At 65.7% G+C, this 24,827-nt stretch carries 25 protein-coding genes; 14 read left to right on the top strand and 11 right to left on the bottom strand.

Features of this window, described 5'->3' with window-relative positions; all coding sequences use genetic code 11:
* The first annotated feature begins 216 nt into the window (after nt 1-216).
* The 5 genes from RM96_RS14680 to RM96_RS14660 all read left to right on the top strand — a co-directional run bounded on the left by RM96_RS14680 (nt 217) and on the right by RM96_RS14660 (nt 4,788).
* Nucleotides 217-1,785 (top strand): flavin-containing monooxygenase, encoded by a 1,569-nt coding sequence (locus RM96_RS14680; RefSeq protein WP_039011568.1) that lies wholly within the window; start codon nt 217-219, stop codon nt 1,783-1,785.
* Nucleotides 1,786-1,834: 49 nt separating this feature from the next.
* Nucleotides 1,835-2,719 carry an SDR family NAD(P)-dependent oxidoreductase gene (locus RM96_RS14675; protein ID WP_039011565.1) on the top strand — a complete coding sequence of 295 codons (885 nt, stop codon included), beginning with the start codon at nt 1,835-1,837 and terminating at the stop codon, nt 2,717-2,719.
* Nucleotides 2,716-3,678 (top strand): alpha/beta fold hydrolase, encoded by a 963-nt coding sequence (locus RM96_RS14670; RefSeq protein ID WP_039011563.1) that lies wholly within the window; start codon nt 2,716-2,718, stop codon nt 3,676-3,678. The genes RM96_RS14675 and RM96_RS14670 overlap by 4 nt, the downstream gene beginning before the upstream one ends.
* 73 nt (nt 3,679-3,751) lie before the next feature.
* Nucleotides 3,752-4,627, top strand: a complete 876-nt coding sequence (locus RM96_RS14665) for a metal-dependent hydrolase (RefSeq protein ID WP_039011561.1) — start codon at nt 3,752-3,754, stop codon at nt 4,625-4,627.
* Complete coding sequence (locus tag RM96_RS14660) at nt 4,624-4,788, top strand: rubredoxin (RefSeq protein ID WP_039011560.1); 165 nt, start codon at nt 4,624-4,626, stop codon at nt 4,786-4,788. Before RM96_RS14665 ends, RM96_RS14660 begins: the two co-directional genes overlap by 4 nt.
* Before the next feature lie 38 nt (nt 4,789-4,826).
* Here the strand turns inward: RM96_RS14660 and RM96_RS14655 are convergent, their stop codons facing one another.
* Complete coding sequence (locus RM96_RS14655; protein WP_039011559.1) at nt 4,827-5,687, bottom strand: MerR family transcriptional regulator; 861 nt, start codon at nt 5,685-5,687, stop codon at nt 4,827-4,829.
* A gap of 102 nt (nt 5,688-5,789) precedes the next feature.
* Here RM96_RS14655 and RM96_RS14650 point away from each other — a divergent pair, with 102 nt between their 5' ends.
* The 3 genes from RM96_RS14650 (at nt 5,790) to RM96_RS14640 (ending at nt 8,825) form a co-directional block, all read left to right on the top strand.
* Nucleotides 5,790-6,731: a LysR family transcriptional regulator gene (locus RM96_RS14650; RefSeq protein WP_039011557.1), complete on the top strand. Its 942-nt coding sequence runs from the start codon at nt 5,790-5,792 to the stop codon at nt 6,729-6,731.
* A 113-nt stretch (nt 6,732-6,844) separates the two neighbouring features.
* Nucleotides 6,845-7,819 (top strand): Bug family tripartite tricarboxylate transporter substrate binding protein, encoded by a 975-nt coding sequence (locus RM96_RS14645; RefSeq protein WP_039011556.1) that lies wholly within the window; start codon nt 6,845-6,847, stop codon nt 7,817-7,819.
* Between the two features lie 31 nt (nt 7,820-7,850).
* Nucleotides 7,851-8,825 (top strand): M14 family metallopeptidase, encoded by a 975-nt coding sequence (locus RM96_RS14640; protein WP_039011555.1) that lies wholly within the window; start codon nt 7,851-7,853, stop codon nt 8,823-8,825.
* A 4-nt stretch (nt 8,826-8,829) separates the two neighbouring features.
* Here RM96_RS14640 and RM96_RS14635 read toward each other — a convergent pair whose 3' ends face one another.
* The 3 genes from RM96_RS14635 to RM96_RS14625 form a co-directional block, all read right to left on the bottom strand.
* Entirely contained in the window at nt 8,830-9,402 is a 573-nt protein-coding gene (locus tag RM96_RS14635) for an Sbal_3080 family lipoprotein (RefSeq protein ID WP_039011553.1), read from the bottom strand.
* Between the two features lie 154 nt (nt 9,403-9,556).
* Nucleotides 9,557-9,757, bottom strand: coding sequence for a hypothetical protein (locus tag RM96_RS14630; protein WP_039011552.1), 201 nt, complete (start codon nt 9,755-9,757; stop codon nt 9,557-9,559).
* 15 nt (nt 9,758-9,772) lie between these two features.
* Nucleotides 9,773-10,342 carry an OB-fold putative lipoprotein gene (locus RM96_RS14625; RefSeq protein ID WP_039011551.1) on the bottom strand — a complete coding sequence of 190 codons (570 nt, stop codon included), beginning with the start codon at nt 10,340-10,342 and terminating at the stop codon, nt 9,773-9,775.
* A gap of 290 nt (nt 10,343-10,632) precedes the next feature.
* Between RM96_RS14625 and RM96_RS14620 the strand changes: the two genes are divergently transcribed.
* Nucleotides 10,633-10,824 carry a hypothetical protein gene (locus RM96_RS14620; protein WP_039011549.1) on the top strand — a complete coding sequence of 64 codons (192 nt, stop codon included), beginning with the start codon at nt 10,633-10,635 and terminating at the stop codon, nt 10,822-10,824.
* Nucleotides 10,825-10,898: 74 nt separating this feature from the next.
* Here RM96_RS14620 and mnmE read toward each other — a convergent pair whose 3' ends face one another.
* Together mnmE and RM96_RS14610 are read right to left on the bottom strand one after the other, a co-directional pair.
* Complete coding sequence (gene mnmE, locus RM96_RS14615) at nt 10,899-12,326, bottom strand: tRNA uridine-5-carboxymethylaminomethyl(34) synthesis GTPase MnmE (protein ID WP_039011546.1); 1,428 nt, start codon at nt 12,324-12,326, stop codon at nt 10,899-10,901.
* A gap of 86 nt (nt 12,327-12,412) precedes the next feature.
* A complete protein-coding gene (locus RM96_RS14610) occupies nt 12,413-13,219 on the bottom strand; it encodes a CHAD domain-containing protein (RefSeq protein WP_238587276.1) in 807 nt (268 codons plus the stop codon).
* Between the two features lie 161 nt (nt 13,220-13,380).
* Here RM96_RS14610 and RM96_RS14605 point away from each other — a divergent pair, with 161 nt between their 5' ends.
* Together RM96_RS14605 and RM96_RS14600 are read left to right on the top strand one after the other, a co-directional pair.
* Complete coding sequence (locus RM96_RS14605; protein ID WP_039011545.1) at nt 13,381-13,818, top strand: PaaI family thioesterase; 438 nt, start codon at nt 13,381-13,383, stop codon at nt 13,816-13,818.
* A 27-nt stretch (nt 13,819-13,845) separates the two neighbouring features.
* Nucleotides 13,846-14,232, top strand: coding sequence for a VOC family protein (locus RM96_RS14600; protein ID WP_039011543.1), 387 nt, complete (start codon nt 13,846-13,848; stop codon nt 14,230-14,232).
* Nucleotides 14,233-14,239: 7 nt separating this feature from the next.
* Here the strand turns inward: RM96_RS14600 and tam are convergent, their stop codons facing one another.
* From tam to rpmH, 5 genes are all read right to left on the bottom strand, one after another.
* A complete protein-coding gene (gene tam / locus RM96_RS14595) occupies nt 14,240-15,010 on the bottom strand; it encodes a trans-aconitate 2-methyltransferase (RefSeq protein WP_039011541.1) in 771 nt (256 codons plus the stop codon).
* A 124-nt stretch (nt 15,011-15,134) separates the two neighbouring features.
* Nucleotides 15,135-16,808 (bottom strand): membrane protein insertase YidC, encoded by a 1,674-nt coding sequence (gene yidC, locus RM96_RS14590; protein WP_039011539.1) that lies wholly within the window; start codon nt 16,806-16,808, stop codon nt 15,135-15,137.
* 22 nt (nt 16,809-16,830) lie between these two features.
* Nucleotides 16,831-17,118, bottom strand: a complete 288-nt coding sequence (yidD, locus tag RM96_RS14585; protein ID WP_039011538.1) for a membrane protein insertion efficiency factor YidD — start codon at nt 17,116-17,118, stop codon at nt 16,831-16,833.
* A 13-nt stretch (nt 17,119-17,131) separates the two neighbouring features.
* Nucleotides 17,132-17,569, bottom strand: a complete 438-nt coding sequence (gene rnpA, locus RM96_RS14580; RefSeq protein ID WP_152624118.1) for a ribonuclease P protein component — start codon at nt 17,567-17,569, stop codon at nt 17,132-17,134.
* Between the two features lie 145 nt (nt 17,570-17,714).
* Nucleotides 17,715-17,849: a 50S ribosomal protein L34 gene (rpmH, locus tag RM96_RS37125; RefSeq protein ID WP_008650850.1), complete on the bottom strand. Its 135-nt coding sequence runs from the start codon at nt 17,847-17,849 to the stop codon at nt 17,715-17,717.
* A 789-nt stretch (nt 17,850-18,638) separates the two neighbouring features.
* Here rpmH and dnaA point away from each other — a divergent pair.
* The 3 genes from dnaA (at nt 18,639) to gyrB (ending at nt 24,555) form a co-directional block, all read left to right on the top strand.
* Nucleotides 18,639-20,324 carry a chromosomal replication initiator protein DnaA gene (gene dnaA / locus RM96_RS14575; RefSeq protein WP_039011535.1) on the top strand — a complete coding sequence of 562 codons (1,686 nt, stop codon included), beginning with the start codon at nt 18,639-18,641 and terminating at the stop codon, nt 20,322-20,324.
* A 367-nt stretch (nt 20,325-20,691) separates the two neighbouring features.
* Entirely contained in the window at nt 20,692-21,807 is a 1,116-nt protein-coding gene (dnaN, locus tag RM96_RS14570; protein WP_039011533.1) for a DNA polymerase III subunit beta, read from the top strand.
* 222 nt (nt 21,808-22,029) lie between these two features.
* Nucleotides 22,030-24,555: a DNA topoisomerase (ATP-hydrolyzing) subunit B gene (gene gyrB / locus RM96_RS14565; RefSeq protein WP_039011532.1), complete on the top strand. Its 2,526-nt coding sequence runs from the start codon at nt 22,030-22,032 to the stop codon at nt 24,553-24,555.
* The last annotated feature ends 272 nt before the right edge of the window (nt 24,556-24,827 follow it).

Here is a 24,827-nt window from a genome sequence, read left to right as displayed (position 1 = left end):
CGCACGACCCATCTCGCCGCATGACGCAGCTCGCGGCCTCCGGGCCTTGTTTCATATGATCCCAACCAGACTGGAAATCCCCCAAAACTAGAGCCATTCTTCAGGTCAGGTCATTGACCACCCGCGTTCCGCCTCCTACGATGACATCCATCAATGTGACAGTGATAGATGTCAAATCGGCTCCGCCCGGACCGATACCGACACGGAGGAGCGCGCATGAATGCCCGTGCAGACCTGCCCGGACTGGCTGGCCCCGGTGCCACCGAACATACCGACATCGCCATCATCGGCAGCGGCTTCGCCGGGCTGGGCATGGCGATCCGCCTGCGCCAGAGCGGCGAGCAGGACTTCCTGATCTTTGAAAAGGCCGGCTCGGTCGGCGGCACCTGGCGTGACAACCACTATCCGGGCTGCGCCTGCGATGTGCAGTCGCACCTCTATTCGTTTTCCTTCGCCCCCAATCCCGGCTGGTCGCGCATGTTCTCGCCGCAGCCGGAGATCCGCGCCTATCTCGAGGACTGCACCGACCGCTTCGCGCTGCGCCCGAACCTGCGCCTGAATCATGAGCTGCGCCACGCCGCGTGGGACGAGCCCGCCGGTGGCTGGCGGCTGGAGATGGCTGACGGCAAGGTAGTGCGCGCCCGCGTGCTGGTGTCGGGCATGGGCGGGCTGAGCCGGCCGTCTTATCCCGATATCCCCGGCCTGGACAGCTTCGAGGGCGAGTGCTTCCACTCACAGCACTGGAACCATGCCTATGCGCTGCAGGGCAAGCGCGTGGCCGTGATCGGCACCGGCGCGAGCGCCATCCAGTTCGTGCCACAGATCGCGCCGAAGGTGGCGCAGCTCGATCTGTACCAGCGCACCCCGCCGTGGATCATGCCCAAGCCGGACCGGGAGGTCAGCGCCACCGAGCAATGGCTGTTCCGCCGGCTGCCGTTCACACAGAAACTCGTGCGCACCGGCATCTACTGGATGCTGGAATCGCGCGTGCTCGGCTTTGTCGCGCATCCGAAGCTGATGAAGGTGGTGGAGCGCATCGCGCGCCGGCATCTTGCGCGGCAGGTGCGCAACCCGCAGCTGCGCGCCACGCTCACGCCCGACTACACGATCGGCTGCAAGCGCGTGCTGATCTCCAACGACTACTATCCGGCGCTGGCACGCTCCAACGTGGATGTGGTGACCACGGGCATTTCCCGCGTGGAGCGCGATGCCGTGATCCTGCGCAGCGGCTCGCGCCGGCCGGTTGACTGCATCATCCTCGGCACCGGCTTCCATGCCACCGATCCGCTTCCGCGTGGCGTGATCGCGGGCCGCGACGGGGTCGACCTGCTCGATGCCTGGGGTGACGGCGCGCAGGCCTACCTGGGCACCACGGTCGCCGGCTTTCCCAACCTGTTCTTCGTGGTCGGTCCGAACACCGGACTGGGCCACAGCTCGATGGTGTTCATGATCGAGTCGCAGGTCGCCTACATCCTCGACGCGCTGCGCCGGATGCGCCGCGAAGGCGTGCAGGCGGTGGAGGTGCGCGAGCCCGTGCAGCGCGCGTTCAACGAAGGCCTGCAAGGCAAGCTCGGCCATGCGATCTGGTCCGCCGGCGGCTGCGCCAGCTGGTACATCGATCCGCGCAGCGGGCGCAACACCACGTTGTGGCCGGGCTTCACCTGGCAGTTCCGCCGCGCCACCGCAAGCTTCCGCATGACCGACTACGAGATCTGGCCCGTCCGCATGCCGCAGCCATATGAATCGGCCGACGTGCCGGAAATCGCCACTGCCGCCGGTGCCTGAGCGCGCAGGCCACAACACAAACGACAACGACACCGGAAGGAGACCATTCATGAAGGATCTTCGCAACAAGGTCGCCGCCATCACCGGCGCGGGCTCGGGCATCGGGCGCGCGCTGGCGGTAGCGCTGGCAAAAGAGGGTTGCCATCTCGCGCTTTCGGATCGCAACGAATCCGGCCTCGCGCAGACGGCAGCGCTTGCTGCGGTCGCTGCACCGCAGCTGAAGGTGACGCAGCATTGCGTGGACGTGGCCGACCGCGCCGCCGTGTATGAATGGGCCGCCACTGCCGCGGCAGAGCATGGCCGCGCCAACCTGATCTTCAACAATGCCGGCGTGGCGCTGTCCAGCACCGTGGAAGGCATGAGCTACGACGACCTGGAGTGGATCATCGGCATCAACTTCTGGGGCGTGGTGTATGGCACCAAGGCCTTCCTGCCCTACCTGAAGGCGAGCGGCGAGGGCCACGTGGTCAATACGTCGAGCATCTTCGGCATCTTCGCGCAGCCCGGCATGGGCGCCTACAACGCCAGCAAGTATGCGGTGCGCGGCTTCACCGAATCGCTGCGGCAGGAGCTGGACCTGATGGACTGCGGCGTTTCGGCCACCACCGTGCATCCGGGCGGCATCAAGACCAATATCGCGCAGGCCAGCCGTGTGTCGTCGAGCGTGAACGGCTTCCTGGTGCGCGACGCGCAGCACGGCCGCGACGAGTTCGAGAAGTTCTTTATCACCACGCCCGACAAGGCCGCGCGCGTGATCCTGGAAGGCGTGCGCCGCAACCGCCGCCGCGTGCTGATCGGGCCCGATGCCTATGCTGCCGACGCCATGGCGCGGCTGCTGCCCGCCGCGTACCAGTCGCTGGTGGTGCGCGAAACGCGGCGCAAGCGCGACCTCGGTGCCGCAGTGGTGCCCGGCGCGGCGGGAGAACGCTCATGAACCGGTTCGCCATGGATGCAGACGCGGCGCTGCTGCAGCCGCCGGGCGCACTGACGCGCTGGTTCGGCCAGGGCCGCATCGGATTCTTCAACCTGCCGCGCGCGGAGCTTGTGCGGCGGTACGCGCTGCCGGCTTCGCGCTGGATCCGCGTGCTCGACGCCATGGTGCACTACACCGACGAAGGCCCGCGTGACGCCGAGCCGCTGCTGCTGATCCACGGCTTCGGCGCGTCGCTGCATACGTGGGAAGGCGTGCTGCCGGCGCTGGCAAGGCAGCACCGCGTGCTGCGGCTCGATATCGCGCCGTTCGGGCTGACCGGTCCGCTGCGCAACACGCGCGGCCGCATCGAAACGATGGACGTGTACCGCTACCGCGATTTCATCGATGCCTTCATGAGCGCGGTGGGCCTGCGGCGCGCCACGATCATCGGCAATTCGCTGGGCGGGCTGATCGCCTGGGACCTCGCTGTGCGCCGTCCTGCTGCAGTGGACAAGCTGGTGCTGATCGACGCCGCCGGCTTCCCGATGCGCCTGCCGATCTACATCGACCTGTTCCGCCACGCGGCAGTGCGCTGGTCCGCGCCATGGATGCTGCCCGAATTCATCATCCGCGCCGCCACGCGCGACGTGTATGGCGATGCCTCGCAAGTGCCCGAATCCACCTATCGGCGCTACGTGGACTTCTTCTATGCCGAAGGCAGCCGCGAGGCCATCGGCAAGATGGTGCCGAAGCTCGACTTTGCCGAGCTCGACACGCATCTGCTCGGCAGCGTGCACGCGCCGACGCTGGTGCTGTGGGGCGAGCGCGACCGCTGGATTCCGCCCGCGCACGCGCAGGCGTTCGCGGAGCGCATACCCGGCGCAAGGCTGCAGCGCTATGCGGGGCTCGGGCATGTGCCGATGGAAGAAGACCCGCAGCGCGTGGCAGCCGACCTGCTGCCGTTCCTGGCTGGCCGCTGAAGGCCGCCAACGTTCAACCGCGCCGCCACGGCCTGCCAGCCGCCCCGGCGTCAATCCAAGACAGGAGAATGCCATGATGCCAGTCCGCCGCGACGTGCATCCCCACCTTCCGCCGGAGCGCATCAGCGACTGGCACGAGCGGGGCAATCACATCACCCATTTCATCAACGCGCTGTCGATCTTCTTCCCGGCCGGGGAGCGCTTCTTCATGGACAGCGTGCGCAACTACCGCGACCAGGTCACCGATCCCGAGCTGAGCCGCGCCATCGCTGGCTTCATCGGGCAGGAGGCCATGCACACGCGCGAACACATCCTCTACAACCGGCTGATGGAAGACGCCGGCCTGCCCGCCGCGCCGATGGACCGCACCGTGTGGAAGCTGCTGGACCTGCTGCGCAAGATCCTGCCCAAGTCGTGGCAGCTGGCGCACACCATCGCGCTGGAGCACTACACGGCAATGCTGGCGGACGGGCTGCTGCGCGACGGCAGCCACATGGGCACCCGTTCCGAGACCGGCTACGCGCAGGTGTGGACCTGGCATGCGCTGGAGGAAACCGAGCACAAGGCCGTCGCCTACGACGTGTGGAACACGGTGATGAAGCCCGGCCTGTACCGCTACCTGCTGCGCACCTTCACCATGCTGACCACCACGGTCACGTTCTGGGCAATGGTGTTCGTGTTCCACATCCGGCTGGTGATGGCCGACAAGACCTGCCGCAACAAGCTGCTGGGCTTCGGCGGCGTGATTAAATTCCTGTGGGGCTCGCCGGGCGTGCTGCGCAAGATGATCCCGGAATGGTTCGCCTACTTCCGGCCGGGCTTCCATCCGTGGGATGCAGACAACCGCGCACAGCTCGCGCGCATCGAGCCGCTGATCGCCGAGATCGAGGCCACCGCCATCCGCGCCGGCGCCTCCACGCGCGCGCCCTCGCTGCGGGGGGCGGCATGACGGTCTGGCAATGCCGCATCTGTGGATTCGTCTATGAAGAAGCCCTCGGCATGCCCGAGCATGGTATTGCTCCCGGCACACCGTGGGCGGCGGTGCCGCAGGGCTGGAGCTGCCCGGACTGCGGCATGGCGAAAGCGGATTTCGACATGGTTGCGCTATAGGCGGGTGGCGGGTGCGCGCTGAGCAAACCGGCGATTCGCTAGGGCTTGGCGCCGTCCCCACCCTCCGCATCATGCAGATGCTCGATGATCGCCGCCACGCGATCCCCCAGGTACTTGTTGGCCGAGATCTCGAGCGCCCGCATCATCTCGGTCTCCATCGCCACCATCGCCAGCGGGCGGACGCGCCAGAGAATGTCCACCAGCCGCGGCACGTCCTGCGGCGGCGGCAGCTTGCCTTCGCCGAACTTGTCGAGCTCGCGCACGACCATCGACACGATCTGGTCCGAGACCGCCTGGAAGTGTCCGCGGGCGTGCTCGATGATGCCGAGCACGTCTTCCATCGCAAAGCCGGCGCGCGCGATTTCCGCGCCGGCCGACAGCGCGCGCGGGCTGCGCGCCAGGTAGCCCATGCCATCCGGCTCCAGTAGTCCCAGCGCAATGGCCTTGGCCAGCGTCGGCCGGGAAATCGCCCGCCCGAACATGCGCGCCAGCGCCAGGTAGGAATAGCGCCGTGGTGCCTCGTTGGTCCACGGGCTGCTGATAGCGTTCTCCAGCCCGAGGATCGAGCGGATGTCGTGCCCTTCGACAATCGCCTTCAGCAGTTCGGTGATGTTGGCCAGCGTGTAGCCGCGTGCGAGCAGGTGGTGGATCAGCTTGAGCCGGGCCAGGTGCGCCTGCGTGTAGATGCCCACGCGCCCGCGCCGCTGCGGCGGATCGATCAGGCCGCGGTCCTGGTAGGCGCGCACGTTGCGCACCGTGGTGCCGGCCGCACGCGCCAGTTCGTCTACGGTGTAGATGGGGCCGGTGTCCGTGCTCGCAGCCGGTGGATTGGATAGTTGAGCGGTGTCATCCGCCTTGCCGGAGGATGCGTTGGGGGTGCCGCGCCTGGTCAGTTTCATGCGGAAAATTCTAACCGAGGAACCCCGGCCGCAACTGCCGCGCCAATGTGCCGATAATGTGGGGATTCCCGTAGCCGGGCCTGACCGTCCCGCCCCCACCCCATGCATATCCGATGGCTCGAAGATTTCGTCTGCCTGGCGCAGGCCGGCAGCTTGGCGCGCGCAGCCGAGTTGCGCAATGTGACACCGCCCGCCTTTGGGCGCCGCATGCAGGCGCTGGAAGTCTGGGCGGGCGCACCACTGATCGATCGCAGCGTGTTCCCGGTGCGGCTCACCGCCGAAGGCCGCCAGTTCCTGGAAGCCGCGCAGAGCGCGCTGCGCACGCTGGACGAGGCGCGCCTGTCGCTGCGCGCCGCGCATCGGGCCGATGCCAGCACCGTCACCATCGCCACCGGCAAGACGCTGGCGCGTTCGATGGTGCCGGCGTGGCTGGCGGGCCTGCGCGAGGCGCTGCGCCATGACCCGGCCGCTGCGGGCTTTCGCACGCGCTTGTCGACCTTCCCGATGCACGACGCGCTGGCCATGTTCACCGAGGGCGATGCCGACTTCCTGCTTTGCTACAGCCCGCCCGACCTGCCGGTGATGCTCGATGACGCGCGCTACCTGTTCCACCCGGTCGGCGTGGAGCGGCTCGTGTGCGTGAGCGCGGCCGATGCGCGCGGGGCGCCGCAGTTCCGCCTGCGAGCCGGCAAGGCAGCCCACGACCAGCCCGTACCAATGATCGGCTACGCCGAAACGCTGACACTGGGCCGCATGGTCAACCAGGAGATTGCACGCCGCAAGCTGGCCGACCGGCTCGATGTCATCGCCGTCAGCGACTTCGCCGAATCGGTCCACGAGATGGTGCGCCAGCGCATGGGGCTGGCCTGGCTGCCCGCGCGGCTGATTGCCGATGACCTGCACGCCGGCCGGCTGGTGCGCGCCATGACCGGCAACGGTGCCGAGGCCGGCGGCGACCTGGCGCTGGATATCCGGCTGTACCGCCAGCGCGCGCCGATGCGGCCGCTGGCCGAAGCCTTCTGGCGGGCAGCGGTCGCCGACTAGGGCGCGCCGGGGGCATTGCCGAAACGGCAAGGTCCCTTGCCAAAGCGGCATGCCGGGCGGGCCGCGCGCTCTCTAACATCTGGCCACAACATCATTCAAAACGAGCCAAGACCATGAAGACCCTGCTGCGCGCGGCCACGGCCGCCACCCTTTGCCTGAGCACATTCGCCGGCGGCGCCTTTGCCGCCACCTGGCCGGCCAAGCCGATCACGCTGGTGGTGGGCTACACCGCGGGCGGCAGCGTGGATCTGGTGGCGCGCACCATCGCGCCGGAACTGGGCAAGCGGCTTGGCCAGAGCGTGGTGATCGAAAACCTGGGCGGCGCAGGCGGCACCATCGGCGCGTCCAAGGTGGTCAAGGCCGAGGCCGATGGCTACACCCTGCTGATGGGCTCGGGCAGTGAAGTGTCGATCGCCCGCCTGACCAATCCGGCGGTGCGCTATGACGGCGAGAAGGACCTGGCGCCCGTGACTTTTGTCGGCACCCAGCCGATGGTGCTGGTCGGCAAGACCAGCCTGCCGGCGAAGAATGCCGACGAGCTGATCGCGCTCGCCAGGGCGCAGCCGGGCAAGCTGGCGTACGCGTCGTCGGGCGTGGGCACGCCGCTCAACCTGGCGGGCGAGCTGATCAAGCAGCAGGGCAAGGTCAACATCACGCATGTGCCGTACAAGGGTGCCTCGGCCATGGCCACCGACCTGCTCGGCGGCCAGATCGACCTCGCCGTGATGGTGCTGTCGTCCGCGCTGCCGCACATCCAGGCTGGCCGCGTGAAGGCCTTTGGCGTGACCGAGGGCAAGCGCTCTTCCGCGGCGCCGAACGTGCCGGCGCTGGCCGAAACGCCGTCGCTCAAGGGCGTGGACATGGGCGTCTGGTTCGGCCTGATGGGCCCGGCCGGCACGCCGCGCCCGGTGATCGACCGCCTCAATACCGAAATGCAGGCCGTGCTGGCCATGCCCGACGTGAAGAAGAAGCTGGCCGAAGCCGGCGTGGAAGTGGCGCCGGGCAACCCGGCCCAGTTCGGCAGCTTTATCAAGCGCGAGACCGGCCGCTATCGCACCATCGTGCAGACGGCGGGGATTCACGAGTAAACAGCAGGCAGCCCTGAAGGCCCAGATTCCCATGACGCAGCAAGCCACCACCTTCGACGCCTACCCCGTCGAAGTCGAGTTCCCCGATATCCGCCCCTATGCCGCGGGCAACGGCGATATCCCCTACCTCTTCACCTTCGACAGCGGCCTCCCTGGCCCGCACGTGATGATCAACGCGCTGACGCACGGCAACGAAGTGTGCGGCGCCATCGCCGTCAAGGGCCTGCTCGATCACGGCCTGCGCCCGCGCCGCGGCCGGCTGACGCTGGCGTTCGCCAATGTCGAGGCCTACCACCGCTTCGATCCGGCGCGCCCCGATGCCTCGCGCTTCGTCGACCAGGATTTCAACCGCGTGTGGACCGCCGCGGTGCTGGATGACACCAGCCGCGATTCGTCCGAGCTGCGCCGCGCCCGCGCGATGCGGCCCGTGATCGACACCGTGGACCTGCTGCTCGACCTGCACTCGATGCATGAAAAGAGCCGCCCGCTGATCGTCTCCGGCCCGCTCGACAAGGGCATTGCGCTGTCGCGCGCGCTGGGCGCGCCTGCCGATGTGGTCGTCGACGAAGGCCACCCTGAAGGCCGCCGCATGCGCGACTACGATGGCTTCGGCGATCCGGCCAGCGCCCGCAATGCGCTGCTGATCGAGTGCGGCCAGCACTGGGAGACTGCCGCGGTGGCCGTGGCGCAGGACTGCGCCGCCCGCTTCCTGCTGCACGCCGGCGTGGTCGATGAAGCCGATCTGCCTGCCGGCTGGCTGCGCCCCCTGCCTGCCGCGCAGCGCGTGGTGCGCGTGACCGAGCCGGTGGTGGCGAGCAGCATGGACTTCCGCTTTGCCGGCCCCTACACCGGCCTGGAGACCTTCGCCGAAGCCGGCACCGTGATCGGCTGGCGCGATGGCCAGCCCGTCGTCACGCCTTATCCCAACTGCGTGCTGGTGATGCCCTCGCTGCGGCAGATGCGCCCCGGCGTGACGGTGGTGCGGCTGGGCCGGCTCGAGTCCTGAACGGTCAGGACGGTCTGGCGCCGGTAGTGACTGCCGCCGGGGCCGCCACCGGCGTACCCGCCGGCGGAGGCGGCGGCGGAAGCATGCCCGGGAACAACTGCTCGACCAGTTCATCGAGCTTGGCCGAAGGCTGCACGAAGTTGCTCAGGTTGAGTCCGCCGGCGCTGCGATTGGCGCTGTAGACGGCCTTGCCGGCTCGCTCGCCGTTGCGGAACACGGTGATGTCCACGGTATTGAGGTAGGACATCCAGAACCACGCGCTCCTGGCCGAATACGTCGCCACCAGCGGACAGGCAACGACCGGCGTGTCCGGCGGCAGCAGCTTCACCTCGAAGTTGCGGGCCTGCAGCGATGCGCGGAACGACTCGATGTAGTCATTGCCCGTCACCGGGTTTGCCACCACGCAGAGCAGCGCGCCGTTGGCGCCGTAGTTGCCGCGCGGGCCGCCGCCGGCAGGCAGCTGGAAGGCGGAGATCGGGTGGGCGCGGTCGGGGCCGTCAACCGGCGTCACGGCCTGGTAGGTGGAGCAGCCGGAAATCAGCAGGCCGAGGCTGGCGGCCAGCAATGCTTTGTTCATGGAGTGTCCTGGATCGCGTCGCTACGGACGCCGCCTGTGTCCAGTGCATCACGCGGTGCGCGATGCCGGGCAGGCGGATTGCCGGCAGCATGGTCTGGCTACTTTAGGCGCCTGGCCGCCTTCGCAATGCCGGGAACAGAGGGGCAAAACCCGTTCAGCCGCCCGCGACAGGCTGCGCCATGCGCCCGACCAGGATCAGGCACAGCGCCGCCAGGCAGATCCCGATCACGGCGATCTGCAGGCGGCCGACCGGCTTGCCTTTCAGGAAGGTCTGGCTGATGAGCTGCGGTACCGCCAGCCCGACCACGGTGGCGATCACGATCAGGATGGCAAGGACGGAAAGTACAGTTTGCATGATGGCCTCACCCGTTCAGTTGGCACCGCCGCGCAGCAGGCAGTCGCCCAGCAGCGGCACGCCATCGCTGAAGCCCGCGCCGGTGCATTCCACCGCCACCTTCTGGCCGCGCCGGACCATGGTGGCACGCGCTTCCACCTCGCACACACGCCCTGCCGGGCCGCAGATCTGCCGGCGCAGCAGGCTCGCGCGCACGGCGACACCCGGATCATTGGTGCGGATATCCAGGAACACATTGTCGGCGGCATCGCGCCGCACGCCGCTGGCAATGCCCTCGACGATGAAGTACTTGCCGCGATAGCGGTCGTCGGCCGCGCCCTGGTTCTCGCGGTAGTCATCGAGCAGCGCATCGGCCTGGTACTGCGGCATCGGGTCGGCCGGGCGGGCCGGGTCGATGCTGATCGGGTCCAGCGTACCGTTGCGCGGAATGCCGCGCACGTCGCTGGCTGCCTGCGGCGCCGCTGTGGCGGAAACGGCCTCCGGCGTGGCGGTATCCTGGCCGCGGTCATTGCCGGTCAGCCACAACATGCCAAGGACGGCCACGGCGACGACGGCGATAAGGACTTGCTGCGTACGGTTCAACATCAGTATTTCCTGCGTGAAAAAAGACCGGCACTGCAATGATGCCAGTGCCGGCAGTATGGGCCATGCTCGATGGCCATCGCTGCGATGATTACTGCTGGCGGGCAAGCAGCGATATCAAAATGAGAACGGGCCAGCATTTGCGCCGGCCGATCATGTATCCGCGCAGGCATACCGGGGTCAGCGCTTTCCCTTAGTGTCCCAGACTGCAAAACCTGTGTCCCGTGAAGTCAAATGACCGGGCGGCAATTTCGCATACTGGAGTTCACGTTGAACCCTCCGGATTTGCTGCCATGTTTGCTATTGGTTTTTGGTGCCTTTGCTCTTTCGCGATCGGCCTGCTGGCTCATGCGCTGGGGCGCTCCGGTGCTGCCTGGTCGCTCTTCTCGGTGATCTTTTCCCCATCCCTTGCGCTGATCCTGGTGGCCATCCTTAGCAAAAAGGAGCCGAGGCCGCACGTGCGCACGACGCACGCGCCGGGCTGAACGGACTCGGCAGCTCCCAAAAAAGCGAACGGGCTGCGACCAGAATCCCTGAGCCCATTGGGTTTGGCGATACGTTACTTCCCAATACAAAACCGCGTAAAAATCGTCCCCAGCAAATCATCGCTGGTGAACTCGCCGGTGATGCTGTTCAGGTGCTCCTGCGCCAGCCGCAACTCTTCAGCAAAGAGATCCAGCGCCTGTGCCTGTTGTGCGGCCTGCTCGGCGGCAACGTCGAGATGCGATTGCGCCTGGCGCAGCGCGGTGAGGTGGCGTTCGCGGGCCAGGAACATGCCCTCGTTGCCGGACTGCCAGCCGATCAGGCGCAGCAGTTCACGGCGCAGCAATTCGATGCCGGCGCCGGTGCGCGCGGAGATCCAGATCTCGGTGGGATTGGGGCCGTTGGCGGCCACCACGTGGGGCCGGTTGCCGCTGAACATCACGCCGCCCACGGCGGGCGCGACATCGATCTTGTTGACGATGCGCACGATCGGCGCGCCCGGCGGCAGCTGTCCGCTGAGCTGGTCGTCGATGGCGTCATCCGTTTCCGACAATCCGTGCCGCAGGTAGTCGGTGGCATCGACCAGGTGCAGCACGATATCGGCGCGGCGGATCGCATCCCACGTGCGTTCGATGCCGATGCGCTCGACCTCGTCGGCAGCGTGCTCGCGCAGGCCGGCGGTATCGATGATGTGCAGCGGAATGCCGTCGATCTGGATGGTCTCGCGCACGCGGTCGCGCGTGGTGCCGGCGATCGGCGTGACGATGGCAAGCTCGGCGCCGGCCAGTGCGTTGAGCAGCGATGACTTGCCCACGTTGGGCTGGCCCGCCAGCACCACCGACAGGCCTTCACGCAGCAGCGAGCCCTGTTTTGCCTGCGTCAGAACCCCGGCCAGGTCGGCGCGGATAGTGGCGAGCTGGCCGCGCGCGTCGGACGATTCCAGGAAGTCGATCTCTTCCTCGGGGAAATCCAGCGTGGCCTCCACCAGCATGCGCAGGTGGATCACCCTTTCCACCAGCGCGTGGATGGCGCTGGAGAACTCGCCTTCCATCGAGCGCGCCGCCGAGCGGGCCGCGGCTTCGGTGCTCGCTTCGATCAGGTCGGCGACGGCCTCGGCCTGTGCCAGGTCGAGCTTGTCGTTGAGAAAGGCGCGCCGCGTGAACTCGCCGGGCTCGGCCAGGCGCAGGCCGATCTCGTGGCCGGCCTGCAGGCAGCGCGTGAGCAGCATCTGCATCACGACCGGGCCGCCGTGGCCCTGCAGTTCGAGCACGTCTTCGCCGGTGTAGGAATTCGGCGCCGGAAAGTACAGCGCCAGGCCGTGGTCGATGACCTTGCCGCTGGTATCGAGAAACGGCAGGTAGGTCGCGTGACGTGGCTTGAGCGCCTGGCCGCAGACGGCGTGCATGACGGCGCTGACATCCGGGCCGGACACGCGCACCACGCCGATGCCGCCGCGTCCGGGCGCGGTGGCAATGGCGGCAATAGGAAGCTGGGGAGCAGTCATGGCGGTATTGTCGCAGATCGCCTGCGCAGAAGTGGCGGGCACGCTGCCCGCGCAACCAACGGCAGGAGCCTGCCGGCACGCATCCGTCAGCGCGCTTCGGGCCAGCCGTACTGGCCCGGCTCCGGCATCATCAGGCACTCGGCCATCAGCCTGCGGGCAACGTTGCCGTCGACGATGCGTCCGAGCCGGCCCTGGCGCTTGACGAGCTTTTTGTGCAGGCGCTTGGTGTAGCGCGCCGGCAGCACCGGCTCCAGCGACTCGATGGCATAGCGCAGCCGCTTGCCGGCGATACGGGCGCGATGCACGGTGCGGAGTTCTCCGTCGGCAGCGGCCTGCATCAGCTTGCGCAGCCGCCCGCGCGCCTTGCGCACGCGCTTGGGTGCGAATTTGCCCAACTGCCCCGGTCCGCTGTCCGCATGGGCGGAAAGGTGGGCCAGGTCGCGATGCAGCGCCGGCAGCGGCCAGTGGCGATACTCGGTCAACCGCGCAACCATGGTTTCACGGGCAAGGCCGCGGCGCGCGCGTACCGTCCCGATCAGCGCCGCAAGCACCGGGTCGCCGGGCTGTAACTCCTGTGCTGGCTGTAGCGTTTCGGCGAGAAACACGTCCCAGTCGCGCACATCGCCGGCGGCGCCGGCCAGGTTGCGCAGGTCGCGCTTCCAGCGCGTCGTGACGCGCCGCGGCAAGGCGGGGCCGAAGATCCACAGCACCGCGCGCAAATGCCGCGCGGCCACGCGCAGGTCGTGGACATCCTCCACTTCGTCGCGTTGCAGCAGGAGGTCGATGCAGGCCTCGATGCGATGCAGGCCGGCTTCCGTCAGGGCAACGAATGCCGCTGCCGGGCGCGTCTGGCGGTGCAGTTCGGGCGGCGATTCGGCGGGCATGGCGGGCATCGGGCGATTCGGCGGGCAGTGCAAATAGTGTAGGCGATGGCGCACGTAATGCGCGGCTGCATGTGCGGCAGCGTGCGCATCGCGGATTGACATTGCGGTGCCTTCGCGCTGCAATGCGGCCATCCGATGCACCCGACAGACCACACCGGACGAGGACTGCCATGTCGACTGAACAGGAGCGACTCTTGCTGCGCGAAACCATCGAAGCCGGCTTCCGCCAGGCCGCCTTCGTTGGCGATGTCGGGATCACGCTGGTCGATTGCGGGCCTGCTTGGTGCGAATCCGAACTGCTCGTCACGCCACGCCACCTGCAGCACGGCGGCGTGGTGCACGCGGGCGTGCAGGCCACCATGGCCGACCATACCGCGGGCGCCGCGGCGGCGACCATCCTGGAAGCCGGCCGTCACGTGGTGACCGCGGAATTCAAGATCAACCTGCTCAGGGCAGTGCGCAGTGAACGGCTGCGCTGCCGTGCCGACGTGCTCAAGTCAGGCCGCTCGATCATCGTGGTCGAGGCCGATGTCTTTGCCGACGTGCATGGCGAAGCGGTGCTGGTGAGCCGCTACAACGCGACCATGAGCGTGTTCGATCTGGCCTGAGCGCAACCTTCGAAACGAGGAAGACAGATGATCGACCACACCGGCGTGACCGTCAGCGACTACGAGACGAGCCGCGCTTTCTACATTGCAGCGCTTGGCGCCATCGGCTTCATCAAGGTGATGGAATTTCCGGCCAGTGTCACCGGCCATACCGACGTGGCGGGCTTCGGGCCGCCACAGAAGCCCAAGTTCTGGATCAGCCGCGGCGTGCCCAACCAGCCGCCGGTGCATGTGGCATTCCGTGTCGACAGCCGCGAAGCGGTCGATGCCTTCTACCAGGCCGCGATGGCGGCCGGCGGGCGCGACAATGGTGGCCCGGGCATCCGTGCGCACTACCATCCCGACTACTACGGCGCTTTCGTGCTGGATCCGGACGGCCACAACATCGAGGCCGTCTGCCACGTCCCAGCCTAGCGCCGGGTCAGCGCGTGGCGACGATAAACAGCCGCGGGAACGGCAGCAGCACCGAACCATCCGCCAGCGGCGGGTACGCGCCGGCGATCTCGGCCTCGTACCGCGCCAGGTAGGCCGCACGCTCCGCATCATCCAGCGGTTGCAGGAAGGGGCGCAGGCCGCTGCCCTTGAACCATTCCACCACCGCCTTCGGGCCGTCGGCAAGCGGATGGTAGTAGGTGGTCAGCCAGACATCCACGCGCGTGCACAGCGGGCGCAGCAGCTCGTAGTACCAGCGCGCCGATGCCCGCGCCGCGCGGGCATTGCTGGCCGCCGCCAGCTTGCCGGCCCAGGGACCTTCGGCGGCGACCTGGCGCATCAGGCGGTGCGCGGGCTCTTCCAGGTTGTCTGGCATCTGCACCGCGAGGCTGCCGCCCGGCGCCAGCTTCTCGACCAACGCAGGAAACAGGGTGACGTGCTCGGGCACCCATTGCAGCACAGCGTTGGCCAGGATCACGTCATAGGGGCCGGCGTCGTCCCACGTGGTGATGTCCGAGACATCGAACCGCACGTCGGGCAGGCGCTTGCGCGCGGCGTCGATCATGTCCTGCGAGCTGTCCAGCCCCGTCACCGAAGCGCCGGGAAAGCGCGACATCAGCACTTCCGTCGAATTGCCCGGCCCGCAACCGATATCCACGGCCGTGCGGGCGATCTCATTGGGAATGGCGGCCACAAGATCGCGCACGGGGCGGGTGCGTTCGTCTTCGAAGGTGGTGTATTGGCGGGCGGACCAGGTCATGAGGGAGCTCCTGTCAGGTGGCGGGTGCGTGGTGCCGATGCAGGCCGGTAGGATACGCCGGCCGCAAATAAAAAGCCCGGCATCGCTGCCGGGCTTTTTGTCACTGCCTTGCGTTCATCCGCAATCAACTCTTCGCCACCACTGCCGTCTTGCCCTTGCCGAGCATACGGTTGATCTGCCACTGCTGGGCGATCGACAGGATGTTGTTCACGACCCAGTACAGCACCAGGCCGGCCGGGAAGAAGAAGAACATGAACGAGAACACCAGCGGCATGATCATCATGACCTTGGCCTGCACGGGGTCCGGCGGGGTCGGGTTCAGCCTGGTCTGCACGAACATCGACACGGCCATCACGACCGGCAGGATGTAGAACGGATCCGGCACCGACAGGTCATGGATCCAGCCCAGCCACGGCGCGCCGCGCATTTCCACCGACGACAGCAGCACCCAGTACAGCGCGATGAACACCGGGATCTGGATCACGATGGGCAGGCAGCCGCCGAGCGGGTTGACCTTCTCGGTCTTGTACAGCGCCATCATCTCCTGGTTCATCTTCTGCGGATCGCCCTTGTGACGTTCGCGGATGGACGTCATGCGCGGCTGCAGGTCCTTCATCTTGCCCATCGACTTGTAGCTGGCAGCCGACAGCGGGAAGAACACCAGCTTGATCAGCACCGTCAGCGCGATGATCGACCAGCCCCAGTTGTTCAGGAAGCCGTGCAGCTTTTCCAGCAGCCAGAACAGCGGCTTGGCCAGGATGGTCAGCCAGCCGTAGTCCTTCACCAGCTCCAGGCCCGGGGTGATCTTCTCGAGCATGCGCTCTTCCTGCGGACCGGCGAACAGTCGTGCGTCGGTCGTCACGGTAGCGCCCGGGGCGATCTGGCCCAGCGGTTGCTGGATGCCCACGCGGAACAGGTTGGCATCGATCTTCTCGACGTAGAAGCTGTGCTCCTTGCCGGACTGCGGAATCCAGGCCGAGGCAAAGTAGTGCTGCACCATTGCCACCCAGCCGCTGGTGGTGGCAGCCGGCACGCTGGCCTTGCCCTTGCCGATGTCGTCGAAGGTGATCTTGTGGTACTTGTCGGCGTCGGTGTAGATGGCCGGGCCGGTGAAGGTGCTGTAGAACTGCGACTGCTCGACCTTGCTGCCGTCACGTGCCAGTTCCATGTACAGCGTCGGCGAGACCGGCGCGGCACCTCCGTTGGTCACGGCAAAGCGCGTGTCCACCACATAGCTGCCCTTGTGGAAGATGTAAGTCTTCACGAACTTTACGCCGTTCTTGTCGGCGGTCAGCGTCACTTCCAGCTTGTCGGCGCCGTCCAGCGAGCGCGGGCCCGGGGCTGCGGTGAACACCGTGGTGTGGTTCGGCAGGTCGCCGCCGATCAGGCCCGAGCGGGCCAGGTACGTGCGGGTGGCGTCGCGCTCGAACAGCGCGACCGGCTTGCCGTCCTTTTCGTGCTCGTTGAGCAGTTCCAGGCGCGACAGGATGCCGCCGGCGGTATCGATCTCGGCGCGCACCTCGTCGGTGGTCACCACGATCTTCTCGCCGGTGGGCTGGGCGGCCGCCTGGGGCGCTACGCCCGGTGCTGCCGGAGCGCTTGCGCCGCCTGCAGTGGCGTTGGCCTTGGGCACGTCGCCCTGGGCTGCCGCGCCGCTGGCGCCGCCTGCCGGTGCGGCCTGCTGCGTCGCGCTCGGGAAGAACATCGACGCGTGGCCGTTGGCGCGCTGCCAGTTGTCGTAGAGCAGCACGAGGGCCATCGAGAAGATGACCCAGAGGATGGTGCGTTTGATATCCATGTCTCGCTGTGGTCGGAGGAAATCAGGGTCTGGGAAGCCGGATCGTGACAGGCGGTTGGCCTGGCGCGGGGCGGGAGGCATGTGCAGCGGGCTTCCCCGCCTCAGGCACGGGATCATACCCGCCCTGTGCGAAAGGATGGCAACGGCACAGCCGGCAGGCGGCCATCCAGGAGCCGCGCGCGGCGCCATGACGGATGACGGCGTCGCGCGCGTAGTCGGAACAGGTCGGCTCGAAGCGGCACTGCGAGCCCAGGTACGGACTCAGGGCGATCTTGTAGATGCGCAGCAGGACAAGCAGGATTCGCTTCATGGCGGCGGGGCGGTCAGGCCGGAAGGCCCGGGGGCTGGCTTTGCGGAGCAGGCGGCGGGGCCGGCGGCGCTGGTGGATTGGGCAGCGGCCTGGCCGCAACCTCCAGCAGGCCGGTGATTTCCGCCAGGCATGCCCGTCGGACCGCCGCGCGGCTCGCAAATTCCGTCCGCGGGAACTTTGTCTGCAGCCGCAGCAAAATATCGCGGCCGGCCAGTTCGTCCTGCCGCTGGCGGAACAATTCGCGTGCCATGCGCTTCACCAGGTTGCGCTCGGCGGCGCGCGGCGCGAACTTCTTGCCCACTACCACGCCGAGGCGGGCTTCAGGCCGGCCGTTGGCGCGCACGTAGAGCACGAAATGCGGACTGCGCCGCCGGGGCCGCAAAGCAAAAACGGATGAAAACTCATCCGTCTTTGTGAGCCTCGCGGCTTTGGGAAAGGCATGGGTAGTCACGCTGTGCAAAGCTAGCGGGAACACTGCGCCTTGCGGCAAGCTACCGGCCATCCTGAAGGCGAGGCGATTGGCAAGAACAGGCGCTTCCTGGTGCGGTTGCAGGCAACCGCCACCGGATGCGCCGTTCAGGCCGGTCGCCCGGCCCTTAGATTGCCAGGCGCTTGCGGCCCTTGGCGCGACGAGCGTTGATGACGGCACGGCCGCCACGGGTCTTCATGCGGACACGGAAACCGTGGGTACGCTTGCGGCGGGTAACGGAAGGTTGGTAGGTACGTTTCATGTTGCACTCTCTGGTTGATCTGGGCTCGCCCTGGCTCCGGCCGGTGCCGGGGTGCAGTGGCCGCCGCGTATGGTTCGCATGGGGCTGCCGCTGACATTGGATAACGCAGCGGCGTTGCCGACGATTCTGGTTCTGTCTTGCTGCCGGCCGATTGGCGCGCGTTGCAGGCCAAGGCCTGCGGGCGCGGACGGCACGGACAGGCCAGACCCGGCGATGCGCATACGTGATCCCCTGCCGCATCGCAGAACCCGCCATTTAACTGATTTTCGAGAAGCGTGTCAAGGCCGCGTTCTGCGTGGCCGGGCACAATTGCGACACCTGCCTGCGTGCCTCGGTGGTCCATTGTCCACAGTGGCCGGTGAATAAATTGACGTGACGTTTTCCTAATGTGCGGGTGCAGCAAATTCCGCCGAACCCGCTGTTTTGGCTGAATTTTCGGTGGTTTCGCCTACCCGCAAAGCCGCGCCACATCAGGGGTTGTGCACATCAATCCACTGCATTTGCACAAGTTATCCACAGACTTATCCTTTGTGGATAACTTAACCCCGGGGGTACAATCCGGCTCCAAACACAACACGGGCTGCGTGGCGCAGGCGCAACCCGGGCCCCCTCCTCAGTTAACCGCATGCAGATGCGACGGACCAGCCGGTTCGTTGGCAGCGGCATGGTTGCCGGGGAGGCTGCTTGCCAGCACCGATTCTCAGTACGGCAGGCAGGCGGGCCCGGATTGACCAGATGCACATGCAATCCGTGGCGCGCCCGGGGGCGCGAATTACTAAAACACAAACAATGCAAGATTTTTGGCAGGCGGCAGCCGCGCAACTCGAGCGCGAGCTGACGCCGCAACAGTTCAAGACCTGGATCAAGCCGCTGGCGCCCGTCGCGTTCGACGAGGAAGCGCACGCGCTGCGCATTGCCGCGCCGAACCGCTTCAAGCTGGACTGGGTCAAGAGCCAATTTTCGGGGCGCATTACTGCCCTCGCCTGCGAGTACTGGGAAGCTGAGGTCAGCGTTCACTTTGTCCTGGATCCCGTGGCGTCCGGCCGTGCAGCCGCATACTCGCAGCCCAACGCGGGCGGCATGGGTGGCCAGCCGGGCATGATGCCGGCCGGCGGTCACGACGGTCACGCAGCACCGGGTACGGGCATGCAGGGCTATCCCGGCGGCCAGCCGATGGGGCAGCAGTTTGCCCAGCAAGGACCTGCCACTGGCTATGCCGAGTACCCCACGCGCGGCGGCCAGCCCGGCTACGCGCCGGCGCAGGCGCCCTACCCCGGGCGTCCGCAGCCTGGCCACCAGGGCGGCCAGCATGGCGGGGACGGCGCCGACATCGACGTGGTCCACATGGACCCGGCCGAAGCCAGCGCCCGCTCGTACCGCCCGCCGCAGCAGCAGCCAGCGAACCAGCCGCAGCAAGGCCCGGGCGGCAACCAGCAGAACGATACGGTCCATGAGCGCTCGCGCCTGAACCCGATCCTGACGTTCGACAACTTCGTGACCGGCAAGGCCAACCAGCTCGCCCGCGCCGCTGCGATCCAGGTGGCCAACAATCCGGGCAAGTCGTACAACCCGCTGTATCTGTATGGCGGCGTCGGCCTGGGCAAGACCCACCTGATCCACGCCATCGGCAACTTCATGCTGCTGGAGAACCCGCGCGCCCGCATCCGCTACATCCATGCCGAGCAGTACGTGTCGGACGTGGTGAAGGCGTACCAGCGCAAGGCGTTCGACGAGTTCAAGCGGTACTACCACTCGCTGGACCTGCTGCTCATCGACGATATTCAGTTCTTCTCCGGCAAGAACCGCACGCAGGAAGAGTTCTTCTACGCCTTCGAGGCCCTGATTGCCAACCGGGCGCAGGTGATCATCACCAGCGATACCTACCCGAAGGAAATCACCGGCATTGACGATCGCCTGATCTCGCGCTTCGACTCCGGCCTGACCGTGGCCATCGAGCCGCCCGAGCTGGAAATGCGCGTGGCCATTCTGATGAAGAAGGCCGCCGCCGAGAACGTGAGCGTGCCGGAAGAGGTGGCGTTCTTCGTCGCCAAGCACCTGCGCTCCAACGTGCGCGAGCTGGAAGGCGCGCTGCGCAAGATCCTGGCGTTCTCGAACTTCCACGGCAAGGACATTACCATCGAGGTCACGCGCGAGGCGCTGAAGGATCTGCTGACCGTGCAGAACCGCCAGATCTCGGTCGAGAACATCCAGAAGACCTGTGCCGATTTCTACAACATCAAGGTCGCTGACATGTACTCGAAAAAGCGGCCTGCCAATATTGCACGGCCGCGCCAGATCGCGATGTACCTGGCCAAGGAACTCACGCAGAAGAGCCTGCCGGAGATCGGCGAGCTATTCGGCGGGCGAGACCACACCACCGTGCTGCACGCCGTGCGCAAGATCGCCGACGAACGCAGCAAGGATGCGCAGTTGAATCACGAGCTGCACGTGCTGGAGCAGACGCTGAAAGGCTGATCCCGAAGCCACATTCGGGGGATTGTGGATTTTGGAAGCCGGCCCCTCGAGGCTGGCATACTGTAGGGTACGCGTCACGGGAAGCCGGACGCCTGGAAACAACGTCAGCATCGCCAGAGCATTGCCCGCGGGATTTCCCGTGAAGCGGCCACAGATAAGGCTTTGCGGTGAGTCGGGACGAGATGGCCAAGTGCAGCACGCGGATCGTGGCTTTTTGTGCACACCTTCCGCCCCGGCCGGTCGCGCCCCGCTTCACCGCAGCGGCTTATCCTTGGTACAATGGCATATTAACTCCTTGATTCCTAAGTGAATTTGGAGTTGTTTGCGTTCTGCGGTCGCCGACTACAAACGACGAAGGATAAATTCAATGCAATTGGTCAAAACCTCGCGAGACAACCTGCTGCGTCCGCTGCAAATCGTGAGCGGCATCGTGGAGCGCCGCCACACCCTCCCGATCCTGGCCAATCTGCTGATTCGAAAGTCCGGGTCGAACGTTTCCTTCCTCTCGACCGACATCGAGATCCAGATCACCACCCACGCCGAATGCGGCGTTGGCAGTGACAGCGTTGCCACCACCGTGGCCGCGCGCAAGCTGCTCGACATCCTGCGCGCGATGCCCGACGGCGACGTAGCCCTGTCGCTCAACGACAAGCGCATGACCGTGCAGTCCGGCAAGAGCCGCTTCGCACTGCAGACGCTTGCCGCCGAAGAATTCCCGACCGTGGCCGAAGCCAGCGAATTCAACGCCAGCGTCAGCCTGCCGCAGAAGACCTTCAAGCACCTGCTGGCAATGGTCCACTTCGCCATGGCGCAGCAAGACATCCGTTACTACCTGAACGGCATGCTGCTGGTGGTGGACGGCAAGAAGGTCATGGCAGTTGCCACCGACGGCCACCGCCTGGCGTACTGCGGCGTTGAGCTCGAGCACGAAGCTGCCGGCGTGGGCGCACGCCAGGAAGTCATCATCCCGCGCAAGACCATCCTGGAGCTGCAACGCCTGCTCGAAGACAACGATGATCCCGTGCAGGTGCAGCTGGCCGCCAACCAGGTCAAGTTCACCTTCGCCAACATCGAGCTGATCTCCAAGCTGGTGGAAGGCAAGTTCCCGGACTTCCAGCGCGTGATCCCGAAGGGCTACAAGAACGCCTTCGCCATTGATCGCATCAAGCTGCAGCAGGCGCTGCAACGCACCGCGATCCTGACCACCGACAAATTCAAGGGCGTGCGCTGCATCCTCGATACGCACATGCTCAAGATCAGCTCCACCAACGCCGACCAGGAAGAGGCGCAGGAAGAGCTGGAACTCGATTACTCGGGCGACGCGCTCGATATCGGCTTCAACGTGACCTACCTGCTCGACGTGCTTGCCAACCTCAAGAGCGAGCAAGTGCAGGTCAGCCTCGGCGACTCGAATTCGAGTGCGCTGATCACTGTGCCGGAAGACGACAACTTCAAGTACGTCGTCATGCCGATGCGCATCTGATGACCCGGTAGACAGGACCAGCCAGGACGAAACCGGAGCATCAATCGGCACGCTACGGCAGCCCGCACGGGGCACCCACCGGGCAGACCACCGCAGCAGGGGCAGGATCGATAAAAACCGATCCGCCCCTTTTGCCGTTTTTAAGTAACCCGCCATGCGGACCATCGCGCCGCGCCACTGCCGGCGCAGCCCGATTTCCGCAGCAGCCGTGAGTAGAAAGACATGACCGAACAGCAGAACCCGCAACAGGAAAACACCTACGGAGCCTCTTCGATCCAGATTCTGGAAGGCCTGGAGGCGGTACGCAAGCGGCCCGGCATGTACATCGGCGACACCTCCGACGGCACCGGCCTGCACCACCTCGTGTTCGAGGTGCTGGACAACTCCATCGACGAAGCGCTGGCCGGCTACTGCACCGAGATCCAGGTCACCATCCACAGCGACAACTCGATCTCCATCATCGACAACGGCCGCGGCATTCCGCCCCTGGTCAAGTTCGACGACAAGCACGAACCCAAGCGCAGCGCGGCTGAAATCGCCATGACCGAGCTGCACGCCGGCGGCAAGTTCAACCAGAACAGCTACAAGGTATCGGGCGGCCTGCACGGCGTGGGCGTGTCCTGCGTGAACGCGCTCTCCAAGTGGCTGCGCCTGACCGTGCGCCGCGACGGCCAGGTCCACCTGATCGAATTCGCCAAGGGCGACGTACAGAACCGTATCGTCGAGACCGTAACCGGCCCCGACGGCCAGCCCGTTGAAGTCTCGCCGATGAAGATCATCGGCGCCACCGACAAGCGCGGCACCGAAGTCCACTTCCTGGCCGACGAAGAAATCTTCACCAACGTCGAGTTCCACTACGAGATCCTCTCCAAGCGCATCCGCGAGCTCTCGTTCCTGAACAACGGCGTCCACATCAAGCTGGTCGACCAGCGCACCGGCAAGGAAGAAGACTTTGCCTTCTCGGGCGGCGTGAAAGGTTTTGTCGAATACATCAACCGCTCCAAGAGCGTACTGCACCCCAACATCTTCTACGCCAATACCGAAAAAGACGGTATCGCCGTGGAAGTGGCCATGCAGTGGAACGACGGCTACAACGAGCAGGTGCTCTGCTTCACCAACAATATCCCGCAGCGGGATGGCGGCACCCACCTGACCGGCTTGCGCGCCGCGATGACGCGCGTCATCAACAAGTACATCGAAGAGAACGAAGTCGCCAAGAAAGCCAAGGTGGAAACCACCGGCGACGACATGCGCGAAGGCCTGTCCTGCGTGCTCTCCGTCAAGGTGCCCGAGCCCAAGTTCAGCTCGCAGACCAAGGACAAGCTGGTCTCGTCCGAAGTGCGCCTGCCGGTGGAAGAACTCGTCGGCAAGGCCCTGAGCGACTTCCTGCTGGAAACCCCGGGCGATGCCAAGATCATCTGCGGCAAGATCGTCGACGCCGCCCGCGCCCGCGAAGCCGCCCGCAAGGCCCGCGAAATGACGCGCCGCAAGGGGTTGATGGACGGCATGGGCCTGCCCGGCAAGCTGGCCGACTGCCAGGAAAAAGATCCTGCCCTGTCAGAACTCTTCCTGGTGGAGGGTGACTCCGCAGGGGGCTCCGCCAAGCAAGGCCGCGACCGTAAGTTCCAGGCCATCCTGCCGCTCAAGGGCAAGATCCTGAACGTAGAGCGCGCCCGCTTCGACAAGATGCTCTCCAGCCAGGAAGTGCTCACGCTCATCACCGCGCTGGGCACCGGCATCGGCAAGGACGACTACAACCTGGAAAAGCTGCGCTACCACCGCATCATCATCATGACCGATGCTGACGTGGACGGCTCGCACATCCGCACCCTGCTGCTGACGTTCTTCTACCGCCAGATGCCCGACATCATCGAGCGCGGCTACGTCTACATCGCCCAGCCGCCGCTCTACAAGATCAAGCACGGCAAGGAAGAGCGCTACATCAAGGACGATGTGGAACTCAACGCCTACCTGCTGAAGCTGGCCATGGAAAAGGCAGTGCTGATCCGCCCCGACGGCACCGAAATCACCGGCGACGCCCTGGCCGAGCTCGCGCGCCAGTACCAGCTGACCGAAGGCGTCATCGGCCGCCTGTCGCGCATTGTTGATACCGACGCGCTGCGCGCCATTGCTGACGGCGTGACGCTGGATCTGGACAGCGCCGCGGCGGCGGAAGCCTCGGCCGTGGCGCTGAAGACCAAGCTGGCTGAGATGCATGCCAAGACGCTGATTGGCGCCGCGGTGAATGATGATGGTACGGCTGATGTGTATGCGCAGTTTGATGAGAAGACGGACAAGCATCGGCTGATGATTGCGCGTCGTCATCATGGCAATGTGCGGTTGTCGCATCTGGATGCGGATTTTGTGCATGGTGCTGACTACGCGGCGCTTTCCAATGCTGCCAAGACGTTCCAGGGGCTGACGCCTGAGGGGACTAAGGTGCAGCGTGGGGAGGGGGATAAGCTGCGGGATCAGACGGTGAATGATTTCCACCAGGCTATGCAGTGGTTGTTGGCTGAGGCTGAGCGTGGGGTTTCTCGTCAGCGCTACAAGGGCTTGGGTGAGATGAATCCTGAGCAGTTGTTTGAGACTACGCTTGATGTTACCCAGCGCCGTTTGTTGAAGGTGCAGATTGAAGATGCTATTGCGGCGGATCAGATCTTCACTACGCTGATGGGGGATGAGGTGGAGCCGCGTAGGAACTTTATTGAGAGTAATGCGCTGGTGGCGAGGAATATTGATGTTTGATCTTGTGTAGCTGTAGGAAACCGGAATTAGCCGGACTACGATCGCTTTTGCTGGACTGGAAATCCAGAATTAGCTGGACTGGCGTGCAGCACTTATCGCAGGTACAACGTCAAAGCCACTTCCATTGATTTGTAATCATCAGGTGGCGGGTTCGAGTCCTGCAGCCGGCACCAATGAAATCAAAGGGTTACAAGCCATTGGCTTGTAACCCTTTGCCGTTTTCTGGGGTTGTGTAACCCTCTTGTAAGCGGATCTGACCTGCGCCAGCCTAT

The organism is Cupriavidus sp. IDO (assembly GCF_000812465.1).
GTDB lineage: Bacteria > Pseudomonadota > Gammaproteobacteria > Burkholderiales > Burkholderiaceae > Cupriavidus.
Note: the sequence above shows the minus strand (reverse complement) of the source record. Positions and strands in the feature narration are given on the sequence as shown.

Excerpts from the sequence above, each read along its gene's own strand:
- RM96_RS14605 (WP_039011545.1), top strand. The coding sequence starts at position 13,381 with ATGTCGACTGAACAGGAGCGACTCTTGCTGCGCGAAACCATCGAAGCC.
- RM96_RS14630 (WP_039011552.1), bottom strand. The coding sequence starts at position 9,757 with ATGCAAACTGTACTTTCCGTCCTTGCCATCCTGATCGTGATCGCCACC.
- RM96_RS14625 (WP_039011551.1), bottom strand. The coding sequence starts at position 10,342 with ATGTTGAACCGTACGCAGCAAGTCCTTATCGCCGTCGTCGCCGTGGCC.
- tam (WP_039011541.1), bottom strand. The coding sequence starts at position 15,010 with ATGACCTGGTCCGCCCGCCAATACACCACCTTCGAAGACGAACGCACC.
- dnaA (WP_039011535.1), top strand. The coding sequence starts at position 18,639 with ATGCAAGATTTTTGGCAGGCGGCAGCCGCGCAACTCGAGCGCGAGCTG.
- RM96_RS14600 (WP_039011543.1), top strand. The coding sequence starts at position 13,846 with ATGATCGACCACACCGGCGTGACCGTCAGCGACTACGAGACGAGCCGC.
- gyrB (WP_039011532.1), top strand. The coding sequence starts at position 22,030 with ATGACCGAACAGCAGAACCCGCAACAGGAAAACACCTACGGAGCCTCT.
- RM96_RS14660 (WP_039011560.1), top strand. The coding sequence starts at position 4,624 with ATGACGGTCTGGCAATGCCGCATCTGTGGATTCGTCTATGAAGAAGCC.
- RM96_RS14680 (WP_039011568.1), top strand. The coding sequence starts at position 217 with ATGAATGCCCGTGCAGACCTGCCCGGACTGGCTGGCCCCGGTGCCACC.
- yidD (WP_039011538.1), bottom strand. The coding sequence starts at position 17,118 with ATGAAGCGAATCCTGCTTGTCCTGCTGCGCATCTACAAGATCGCCCTG.
- RM96_RS14645 (WP_039011556.1), top strand. The coding sequence starts at position 6,845 with ATGAAGACCCTGCTGCGCGCGGCCACGGCCGCCACCCTTTGCCTGAGC.
- mnmE (WP_039011546.1), bottom strand. The coding sequence starts at position 12,326 with ATGACTGCTCCCCAGCTTCCTATTGCCGCCATTGCCACCGCGCCCGGA.
- RM96_RS14650 (WP_039011557.1), top strand. The coding sequence starts at position 5,790 with ATGCATATCCGATGGCTCGAAGATTTCGTCTGCCTGGCGCAGGCCGGC.
- RM96_RS14640 (WP_039011555.1), top strand. The coding sequence starts at position 7,851 with ATGACGCAGCAAGCCACCACCTTCGACGCCTACCCCGTCGAAGTCGAG.
- yidC (WP_039011539.1), bottom strand. The coding sequence starts at position 16,808 with ATGGATATCAAACGCACCATCCTCTGGGTCATCTTCTCGATGGCCCTC.
- RM96_RS14610 (WP_238587276.1), bottom strand. The coding sequence starts at position 13,219 with ATGCCCGCCATGCCCGCCGAATCGCCGCCCGAACTGCACCGCCAGACG.
- rpmH (WP_008650850.1), bottom strand. The coding sequence starts at position 17,849 with ATGAAACGTACCTACCAACCTTCCGTTACCCGCCGCAAGCGTACCCAC.
- dnaN (WP_039011533.1), top strand. The coding sequence starts at position 20,692 with ATGCAATTGGTCAAAACCTCGCGAGACAACCTGCTGCGTCCGCTGCAA.
- RM96_RS14620 (WP_039011549.1), top strand. The coding sequence starts at position 10,633 with ATGTTTGCTATTGGTTTTTGGTGCCTTTGCTCTTTCGCGATCGGCCTG.
- RM96_RS14675 (WP_039011565.1), top strand. The coding sequence starts at position 1,835 with ATGAAGGATCTTCGCAACAAGGTCGCCGCCATCACCGGCGCGGGCTCG.
- RM96_RS14670 (WP_039011563.1), top strand. The coding sequence starts at position 2,716 with ATGAACCGGTTCGCCATGGATGCAGACGCGGCGCTGCTGCAGCCGCCG.
- RM96_RS14655 (WP_039011559.1), bottom strand. The coding sequence starts at position 5,687 with ATGAAACTGACCAGGCGCGGCACCCCCAACGCATCCTCCGGCAAGGCG.
- RM96_RS14665 (WP_039011561.1), top strand. The coding sequence starts at position 3,752 with ATGATGCCAGTCCGCCGCGACGTGCATCCCCACCTTCCGCCGGAGCGC.
- RM96_RS14635 (WP_039011553.1), bottom strand. The coding sequence starts at position 9,402 with ATGAACAAAGCATTGCTGGCCGCCAGCCTCGGCCTGCTGATTTCCGGC.